Annotated in this window: 10 protein-coding genes; 1 reads left to right on the forward strand and 9 read right to left on the reverse strand. The window is 63.4% G+C overall.

Annotated elements, in window-relative coordinates; all coding sequences use genetic code 11:
- Nucleotides 1–150 precede the first annotated feature (150 nt).
- The 3 genes from ACP16H_RS07780 to ACP16H_RS07790 all read right to left on the reverse strand — a co-directional run bounded on the left by ACP16H_RS07780 (nt 151) and on the right by ACP16H_RS07790 (nt 2063).
- Nucleotides 151–444, reverse strand: a complete 294-nt coding sequence (locus tag ACP16H_RS07780) for a hypothetical protein (RefSeq protein WP_425071698.1) — start codon at nt 442–444, stop codon at nt 151–153.
- A gap of 163 nt (nt 445–607) precedes the next feature.
- Nucleotides 608–1501, reverse strand: a complete 894-nt coding sequence (locus ACP16H_RS07785) for a 2-dehydro-3-deoxygalactonokinase (RefSeq protein WP_425071718.1) — start codon at nt 1499–1501, stop codon at nt 608–610.
- Between the two features lie 13 nt (nt 1502–1514).
- A complete protein-coding gene (locus ACP16H_RS07790) occupies nt 1515–2063 on the reverse strand; it encodes an invasion associated locus B family protein (protein WP_425071699.1) in 549 nt (182 codons plus the stop codon).
- 217 nt (nt 2064–2280) lie between these two features.
- Here ACP16H_RS07790 and ACP16H_RS07795 point away from each other — a divergent pair, with 217 nt between their 5' ends.
- Nucleotides 2281–3285, forward strand: a complete 1005-nt coding sequence (locus tag ACP16H_RS07795; RefSeq protein ID WP_425071700.1) for an asparaginase — start codon at nt 2281–2283, stop codon at nt 3283–3285.
- 164 nt (nt 3286–3449) lie between these two features.
- Here the strand turns inward: ACP16H_RS07795 and serB are convergent, their stop codons facing one another.
- The 6 genes from serB to ACP16H_RS07825 all read right to left on the reverse strand — a co-directional run.
- Nucleotides 3450–4304 carry a phosphoserine phosphatase SerB gene (serB, locus tag ACP16H_RS07800; protein ID WP_425071701.1) on the reverse strand — a complete coding sequence of 285 codons (855 nt, stop codon included), beginning with the start codon at nt 4302–4304 and terminating at the stop codon, nt 3450–3452.
- A gap of 69 nt (nt 4305–4373) precedes the next feature.
- Nucleotides 4374–5075: an NYN domain-containing protein gene (locus tag ACP16H_RS07805; RefSeq protein ID WP_425071702.1), complete on the reverse strand. Its 702-nt coding sequence runs from the start codon at nt 5073–5075 to the stop codon at nt 4374–4376.
- 84 nt (nt 5076–5159) lie between these two features.
- A complete protein-coding gene (locus ACP16H_RS07810; RefSeq protein ID WP_425071703.1) occupies nt 5160–5639 on the reverse strand; it encodes an N-acetyltransferase family protein in 480 nt (159 codons plus the stop codon).
- On the reverse strand, nt 5636–6397 hold the full coding sequence (locus ACP16H_RS07815) for a potassium channel family protein (protein WP_425071704.1): 762 nt from the start codon (nt 6395–6397) through the stop codon (nt 5636–5638). The genes ACP16H_RS07810 and ACP16H_RS07815 overlap by 4 nt, the downstream gene beginning before the upstream one ends.
- Before the next feature lie 38 nt (nt 6398–6435).
- A complete protein-coding gene (locus ACP16H_RS07820; RefSeq protein ID WP_425071705.1) occupies nt 6436–7854 on the reverse strand; it encodes a TrkH family potassium uptake protein in 1419 nt (472 codons plus the stop codon).
- A gap of 198 nt (nt 7855–8052) precedes the next feature.
- The coding region (locus ACP16H_RS07825; RefSeq protein WP_425071706.1) for an S-(hydroxymethyl)glutathione dehydrogenase/class III alcohol dehydrogenase at nt 8053–9180 on the reverse strand (1128 nt) is incomplete at its 5' end.

Consider the following 9180-nt stretch of genomic DNA (forward strand, 5'->3'; position numbering starts at 1 on the left):
TGTCATTACATTTTCGCTTGTGAGGCACTCTCGTTTGGTCGTCTGACCAACCATCGAAGGTTTAGGAGAAACATGCGTCGTACGCTTGGACCGCTGCCGTAGCCCGTTCGGAAATTTCCGCAATCGAACAATCCGGTTGAGCAGGTTCGATCACAGCGCAAAGCCACCGATGCCCGCCGATTGCCGGTGCGCGAAATTCCTTGGCCCGACCGCGCCCACGGCGTAGGTCTTTACATCCGAAGGCAGTACAGCATTCAATGCTTCCAGGCCCCCCCTGTACTCCAAAAGCGATGCGGGAAAGACCTTCAGGCCGTCGGCCTCGTTACGCAATGCGGCAAAGGCCTCGGTCGTGGGGAAGACATCGGGGTAGGGCGCCATGCCAGCGCCGATACCCTTCAGACGCAAAACATCCGACGGACCAAGAACCGTTCCCGTACGGATCAACGCGTGGTCCCTCGCGGCCCGCACCACCTGCACGATGCAGTTGAAGGGACTGAGCGAATTCAGCGAGACCTCGATCCGGGTGATCCCGGCGCCGATCAGGTTTTCGTCACGGGTTCCGCTTCCGCAGGCGTCAAACGGCGAAGGATGGCAATGAACTCGCGGCTCAAGTGGCCTTCCGTGCTGCGATCAATCCCGCCAGGGTCGCACCTTCGACCGGGACGCAGCGCACCGTCGCACCCAACGAAGCCAAGGCCCCCCGATAGGCCTCCGCCATGCCGCCCTCGCCGAGGATAACGACCTCCTGGCCCAACCAATAGGGCCGGGCGGCAGCCAGTTCCGCGCCGATCAGCAAACCGGACAGCCGCGCCCGTGCGGCACCTTCCGCAGTCCCGTCCAGCAGAGATCCCGCGCGTATCCCAAAGAGTTCCGCCGACAGGGCAGCAGGCCGCCCCATCGCATCGGATACTGCGGTCGCAAACGCATCGTCGTCCCATCCGTCGCCCACGGAGAACCGCAGCACCGACTGCCGCGACAAAAGGTCAAACAGCTCGCCTGTCATGAAGGTCCGGAAGGACACCACTTCCTCGGCGCTGATGTGCACCCATTTGGTGTGCGTGCCGGGCAGGCAGAGAACTCCATCGAATGCGGGTTCGGATCTCAGGAAGCCGCCGATCTGGGTTTCCTCGCCACGCATCACGTCTGCAGGCTTTGCCTGCGACATGCCGGGGAGGATCGTCACGGCCAGCCTTGCGTCCCGCACCGGAACCGGAATTCCGCGCGCGGGCACCTTCGACGGAACCGCCTGGTAAGGCGCTTCCCGCCAACCTTGCCGTGCGCCCGCCATGCCGCACACCAGCACGTCTATCGGTGCTTCGGCCCGGTTCAGCCAGTTGCCCAGAAGCGTAACCAGTACGTCTTCGAAGGCATCGGGCGTCAGTCGCCCCATGCCCTTGTCACTCTCCAGACGGGCCAGCACCACGTCGCCCGCCATCGGCCAGACCCTCAGATGCGAGGTCCCCCAGTCGACGGCGATCCAGTCCGGTTTGCCCGTTGGCACGCTCACGGTGCAATCAGTTGCAGCGCTTTTCGGCGTCTTCGACTGCGGCGGTAAAGCCGAGCAGCGAGAACGTGTCCTTCGTCGTCGTGCCACGGGCCGACACGGCCGTCAGCACTGCCGAAGACCCGCGCTTCATCGAGGTCACCAACTTCTGGTCGTCCTGCGGCGTCGCCGGCCAGGCCCATTCGCCCTCGGTATAAAGCTCGTACTCGGTGTTATCGACCGCCAGGTTCACCGTGGACCCGGGTGCGAAAGGATACCCGCCGGTAAAGGCAACCTGTCCCTTCACGCCCTGTTCGGGGCGGAAGAACACCATCAAAAGGATCTCTCCACGGGTCACGGCGACCACGCGGCCATCCTTGGTGTTGACGCTTTCCTTGTAAGTGGTCACTGCCCAGCACTCGCGCGGGCTTTGACCTTCGAAGACCGACCAGTCGGTCATCGCATCGACACGATTGGTGCTGCTTTCCTGCGCCAGTGCCATGGGCACGCCAACCGTGGATGCAGCCGTGGCACCCAGCATCAGAACGGCCGCAACCATCCGACCAAAGTGAGATTTCATTCGTGCAGCCTCCAGCTGTCCTTAGCCTCTACCTGTCGCGTGTCCGGCCCTGTCCCGACCTTCGACAACACCGCGACGGTGCGTTCTCTCGACGGCGGGACTTTAGCCTGAAAAAACCAAAATGCGAAAGCCCTGTTGGCAGAAAGTCGCTTAGCGGCGTATGGTGCTTCGCTTAACCCCCGGATATGGGGGTTGGGACGTTGAAAAGGGGCACATCATGAGCGCGCAATCCGGTCCGGTAGAGATGGTCGAAGTGGTCCGCGGACCTCTGGCGGAAAGCCGCCACACGGGGCACGCGGTGATCTGCGATGCCAGCGGCGAGATCGTCGAGGCCTGGGGCAACCCGGACCAGGTGATCCTGCCCCGATCCTCGGCCAAGATGCTTCAGGCCTTGCCACTGGTGGCCTCCGGCGCGGCGGACGCGTTCTCGCTGACCACCGAACGGCTGGCGCTGGCCTGTGCCTCGCATCAGGGCGCGCCGCTGCACAATGCCGCCGTGGCCGACTGGTTGGCCGACATCGGCCGCACCGAGGACGACCTGATCTGCGGCGCCGAACCCTCGCGCGACAAGGACCTGCGCCTTGGCATGATCCGCCGCGAAGAAGAGCCGCGCCGGATCATGAACAACTGCTCGGGCAAGCACACGGGTTTCCTGACGCTGACGAAACATCTTGGTGCGGGGCCGGACTACTGCTGCCCCGAACACGCGGTGCAGCGCGCCATCAAGTCGGTCTTCGAGGAAGTCACCGGGCAGACCTCGCCCGGCTACGGGATCGACGGCTGTTCCGCGCCGAATTTTGCCACGACGATGCATGGCATGGCCCGGGCCATGGCGTTCTTTGCCTCTGCCGAGACGCGCGGTGACGTGCTGTCGAAATCCGCCGCCCGACTGGCCAGCGCCATGATCGCCCACCCGATGCACGTCGCAGGCGAAGGCCGCGCCTGTACCCAGCTGATGCAGGCCGCAAAGGAACCCGTGGCGATCAAGACCGGGGCCGAGGGCTACTTCATCGCCATCCTGCCGGAGCGCGGTCTTGGCGTGTCGCTGAAGATCACCGACGGCGCCACCCGAGCGTCCGATTGCGCCATCGCTGCGATCCTTGTGCGACTGGGTGTTCTGGACGCCGACCACCCAGACGTAAAGACCTTCCTCAATCCGCCGATCCACAATTTCGCGGGCACCGCGACGGGCGAGATTCGAGCCAAGGCCGGCGTGTTCTGAGTCGTTACACCACGGGGGGCCAGCCCCCCGACCCCCCGGAGATATTTGAACCAAGAAGAAGCAGGGGAGCGGGTTTGCTGCTTCTTCTTGGTTCAAATATCTCCGGAGAGCGCGAGAGGCAGCGCCTCTCGCACCTTTGCCTCCACAGGTAACTGACCTTGGGATCAGGCCTTGGCGTAACCTTGCAGGTACAACAGCGCCGTCAGGTCGCCGTGATTCACCCGCAGGTCACATTGCGCCTGCACCGAAGGTTTCGCGTGCAGCGCAACGCCCATGCCCGCACGGTTCAGCATCCCGAGGTCGTTGGCCCCGTCGCCCACCGCGATCACGTCGGCCTCGGTGATGCCGAGGCGTGCGGTGATCTGTTCCAGCGCGTCGACCTTCGCCTGTTTGCCGAGAATGGGGCGCCCGACCTCACCGCTCAGAACGCCTTCCTCAATCTGCAAAGTGTTGGCGCGGTTCTCATCAAAGCCCAGCAGCGCCGCCACCCGTGCGGTGAATGCGGTGAAGCCTCCCGACACCAGTGCTGCGTGACCGCCTGCCGCGTGCATCCGCTCGATCAGTTCCTTGCCGCCGGGCATCAGGGTGATGCGCTCCGCCACGACATTGTCGATGACGCTTTCGGGCAGGCCCTTCAGCAGCGCCACGCGCTCGATGAGCGCCCCTTCGAAGTCCAGTTCGCCATTCATCGCGCGTGCGGTGATGTCCTTGACGTGCGCGCCGACGCCTGCCTCTTCGGCCAGTTCGTCGATGCATTCCTGCTGGATCATGGTCGAATCCATGTCGGCCAGCAGCATCCTCTTTTGCCGCCCCTCAGCCACCACGATGTTCAGATCGACCTGTGCGGCGACGGACTCGCGCGCCTCGTCGAAATTCGCGGGCCGCGCGGGCAGGGCGAATTCCGCCGCCTCGCCGGGGGCCAGCCAGACCACCTCTGCGCCGCCGAAGGCATCGCGCAGCGACACCACCAGAGCGGGGTCCAGCGTTCCGGGTTTGGCGATCAGCGAGGCAATGTACATGGCGCGGGCTCCGTGCTGCGTTTGCGGCGCATCAACCACAGAAAGCGGCGCTTGGAAAGGCCGCGCCCGTCAGTCCACCCGCCGAACCATCAGCTGGCTGGCCTCGGTGCGGGTTTCGAAAACTTTCAAAACCTTTATCAGGTCGCTCAGCTTGCGCTTGCCATAGGTGCGCGTGTCGAAATCCGGGTTGGCAGCGGTGATGACCTGCCCGATATCGCCCAGCTTGTACCACTCGTCGTCGCCGTCGATGCTGTCCATCGCGCGAAAGATCAGGTCGCGCGCCTCGGTCAATGGGCGCTTGTCGGCCTTTTTCTCCTGCGCCTCTTCCGGGCCGGAATCGATGTTTTCGAGGTAGATGAACCGTTTGCAGGCCTTGCGGAAGGCATCGGGCGTCTTTTGCATTCCCATGCCATAGACGTCGAGGCCCTGCTCGCGGATGCGGCTCGCCAGCCGCGTGAAGTCCGAATCCGAGCTGACCAGCACGAAGCCATCAAAGCGCCCCGTGTGCATCAGGTCCATGGCGTCGATCACCAGTGCGATGTCCGACGCGTTCTTGCCCACCGTATTGGCGGGTGAGTGCAGCGGAACCAGACCGAATTCGGCGGACACCTTGCTCCAGCCGTTCATCTGCTGGCTGGAGAAATCGCCGTAGACACGCCGCACCGAGGCTTCGCCCATGGATGCGATTTCTTCGAACAATGCCTTGGCATATTTGGGCGAGGCATTATCCCCGTCGATCAGGATCGCCAGAAGGCGGGTGTCATTGGGCATTGGGGTCTCCGTCAGGCCATTGAGTGACAGGTAGCACGGAGACGGGCCGGAGCGAACAGGTTCCGCGACGGAGGGTCTATCTGGTCAAAGCGTCCTGAACATCACCAGAGCATCCACCGTTTCGCCGGAGGGCATCCGGAAGGCACCCGGCAGGCGTCCGACGGTGTCGAAGCCGGCGCGGGTCCAGGTGTCCACGGCCCGGGTGTTGGTGTATACGACACAATTGTACTGCATGGCGGTGAATCCCATCGTCGGCGCGACCTCCAGCGAATGGGCCAGCATGGCGCGGGCGATGCCCTTGCCGCGGGCCTGCGCCGCCGTCACGTAGCCGCAATTGCAGACGTGGCTGCCGCCGCCTTTCTGGTTGCGCACGATGTAATAGGTCCCCAGCACCGTGCCGTCGTCCTCGTAGACGAAGACCGTCCGTTCCGGTCCGAACCAATAGGCCAACGCGTCCTCGCGCGAGATGTCGCGGTCGATGGCATAGGTCTCGCCTGCGCGGAACACCGGTTCCAGCATCGCCCAGATGGCGGGTTTGTCCGCCTCCGTGGCCTGTCGGATCATGTGACCCCCTCCGTCTTGATGTTCATCACAGACCCGCAGTGCTTGCAGTGCACGGCGTCCGCGTCATGCAGGATCAGCCCACAGGTCTCGCATTCGCAACGCACCTTGTTGGGGCGGAACAGCACCTGCACCAGCCGCAGGAACAGCGTGATCCCGAAGAGCATGACCACCACGGAAATCATCCGCCCCAGGGTTCCCGGCAGGGTGATGTCTCCAAACCCCGTGGTCGTCAGCGCGGTGACGGTGAAATAGAGCGCATCTGCGTAGTTCTGAATTTGCGGGTTGCGCGGGTATTGCGTGGCATAGATCAGCCCCGTCATCACGAAAATGAACACGCCAAGGTTCATCACGGCCAGCACCACGTCGCCGTGCTGTCGGAAGTAGGGGAAGTCGCGTTTCAGTTGCTCGCCCAAATGGTAGGTGTGCAGCAGACGCAATGTCCTGAGCACGCGCAGGAAACCAAGGCCCTCGCCGGCCAGCGGCGCGAGGAAGGAGACGATGGCGATCAGGTCTGCAATGGTCGTCAGCCGGGTGAACAGCCGCATCCGGTTGGTGGAAATCCAGACCCTCAGGCCGAATTCCACCAGGATTACCACGCCAAAGACCGCATCAACCGCCTCGACCATCGGTCCGTGATCGGTAAAGGACGTGGCGATGACGAAGAGGATCGTCACGATGTCAAAGATCAACACAGCGTAGCGGAACCGATGGGCTGCATCGCTTTCGCCCACGTACAAGGCCCTGACCTTGTTGCGCATATTCGCCCCCTGTGACTGGTTTTCTTCTGACTAGCCGATCACAAGGCCTCGCGCCAGAACACGCGCGTGAAGAGCACGAAGACGGTCATCATCTCAAGTCGGCCAGCGTACATCCCAAGCGCCAGCCACCACTTTGCACCGTCCGGAAGGGTAGAGAAATTCCCCGCGGGGCCGATAGTGTCGCCTATCCCCGGCCCGACATTGGCAACGGCCGTCAAGGCGCCGCTGAATGAGGTCGTGAGGTCGAGGCCGTAGAAGTCCAGCAAGATCGCCAGTCCAAAGACCGTGATGACGTAGAGGACGAAGAAGGTCATGACGCCGGTCACAACGTCATCGCCGACCGCGCGACCCTGGTAGCGAGCGACCAGAACGGCATGGGGCAGGCGGACGCGGCGAAAACGGATCGCCAGCAATTTCAGGACGATCACCCAACGCATCATCTTGGCTCCGCCAGAGGTCGAGCCGGTGCATCCCCCGAGTGCTGTCAGGACGAGGAAGGCGACAGCGGCAAAGGCGCCCCATTCGGTATAGTCCACCGTGGCGAAGCCGGTCGTCGTCACCACGGAGACGACGTTGAACGACACCTGGCGCAGGGCTTCGAAGACCGGGGCGCCAGAGGTCCAGACCCGCCAGGCGGTCAGCATCGTGATCGAGACCGCAAACAGGATCAGAAGGGCGCGGACCTGTTCGCTCCGCCAGTCGCCCCTGCCCAAGACCCGCATATACCATGCAAACGGCAGTCCTCCGCAGGCCATGAACAGCGTGGCGGACCATTCCAGAAAGGGGCTTTGGAATTGCCCGAAGGAGGAATCCGACGTCGAGTAGCCCCCTGTCGACAGGGTCGTCATGGCATGGACGATGGCGTCGAAAACACTCATGCCACCGATGCGATAGACGACGATACAGCTAAGGGTCAGCCCGAGGTAGACCCAAAGGGTTGTGCCGGCGAACCGCGCTGCGGTGGCCATTTCCTTGTCGCCCTTCTCGCTGCTTTCAGTCTTGAACAACTGCATCCCGCCCACGCGCAGGATCGGTAGCAGGGCGATGCCAGCCACGATGAACCCGATGCCCCCCAGCCATTGCAGCAACCCGCGCCACAGCAGAATGCCCCGAGGCATGGTGTCCAGGCCCGTCATCACGGTGGACCCCGTGGTGGTGATGCCGGACATGGATTCGAAAAACGCATCCACGGGTGCCATCTGCCACAACCACAACGGCACGGCGCCCATGGTTGCCCCGGTGATCCAGATCGTGCCGGTCAGTAGAAAGGAGTGCAGGCGCGAAAATTCGCGGGGGCGGTTCAGCAGGGCGAGCACGATCAAACCGCCCATGAAGCCCGTCAAAGTCGCCGCCTCGAGAAAGACGCCTCGCGTGTCCGGGTAGATCAGCGCGATCAGGGCCATCATTCCTGACATCGCCATGACCAAGAGCCCGTTTGCCAGAAAGACCAGCGTCATGGGCTTCTCGAACCTGTGTGGTTGTCAGACGTGAACACCTGGCGACTCTCCGGGGCGTGTCCGGGCACAATGCCTTGCTGCATTGCAGAACGCCAGATGCGGCGGAGCGTTCCCGCATCGGGTACTTTGGATGCTTTGACGCTGTCGCAATGTGATGCGACGGTGCCCCGGTCCGAGAGGGAGCGGGGCACCGTTAGATCAGAACTCGACGACTGCGCGGATGGACTTGCCTTCGTGCATGAGGTCGAAGCCGTGGTTGATCTCGTCCAGGGTCAGCTTGTGCGTGATCATCGGGTCGATCTCGATCTTGCCGTCCATGTACCAGTCGACGAACTTCGGCACGTCGGTGCGGCCCTTGGCGCCGCCGAACGCGGTGCCCTTCCAGACGCGGCCGGTGACCAGCTGGAACGGACGGGTCGAGATCTCGGCCCCCGCCGGGGCGACCCCGATGATGACCGACACGCCCCAGCCACGGTGCGAGCACTCCAAAGCGTCGCGCATCACCTTCACGTTGCCCGTCGCGTCAAAGGAATAGTCCACGCCGCCGATCTGGTCCGCGCCGCGCTTCGTCAGGTCGACGATCGCCTGCACGGTGTTGTCTACCTTGGACGGGTTAACGAAGTGCGTCATGCCGAATTTCTTCGCCATCTCCGCCTTGTCGTCGTTCAGGTCCACGCCGATGATCATGTCGCAGCCCGCCATGCGCAGGCCCTGGATCACGTTCAGACCGATCCCGCCAAGGCCGAACACCGCCGCGGTCGAGCCGATTTCCACGCCCGCCGTGTTGATCACCGCGCCGATGCCGGTGGTGACGCCGCAGCCGATGTAGCAGATCTTGTCAAAGGGCGCGTCCTCGCGGACCTTGGCCAGCGCGATTTCCGGCAGGACCGTGTGGTTCGCGAAGGTCGAGCAGCCCATGTAATGATAGATCGGCGTGCCATCGAGCATGTGAAAACGCGTGGTGCCATCGGGCATCAGGCCCTGGCCTTGCGTGCCGCGAATGGCGGTGCAGAGGTTGGTCTTGCCCGACAGGCAGGACGGGCACTGGCGGCATTCCGGGGTATAGAGCGGGATCACGTGATCGCCCGGCTTCAGCGTGGTGACGCCCTCGCCGACCTTGACCACCACGCCCGCGCCCTCATGGCCGAGGATGCAGGGGAACAGGCCCTCGGGGTCGGCGCCCGAGCGGGTGAATTCGTCGGTGTGGCACAGGCCGGTGGCCTTGATCTCGACCAGAACCTCGCCCGCCTTCGGGTCGTCCAGTTCCACTTCCATGATCTCGAGCGGTTTGCCGGCCTCAAGGGCGACGGCGGCACGGGTGCGCAT

This window comes from Sagittula sp. S175 (genome assembly GCF_049800975.1).
Taxonomy (GTDB): Bacteria; Pseudomonadota; Alphaproteobacteria; order Rhodobacterales; family Rhodobacteraceae; genus Sagittula.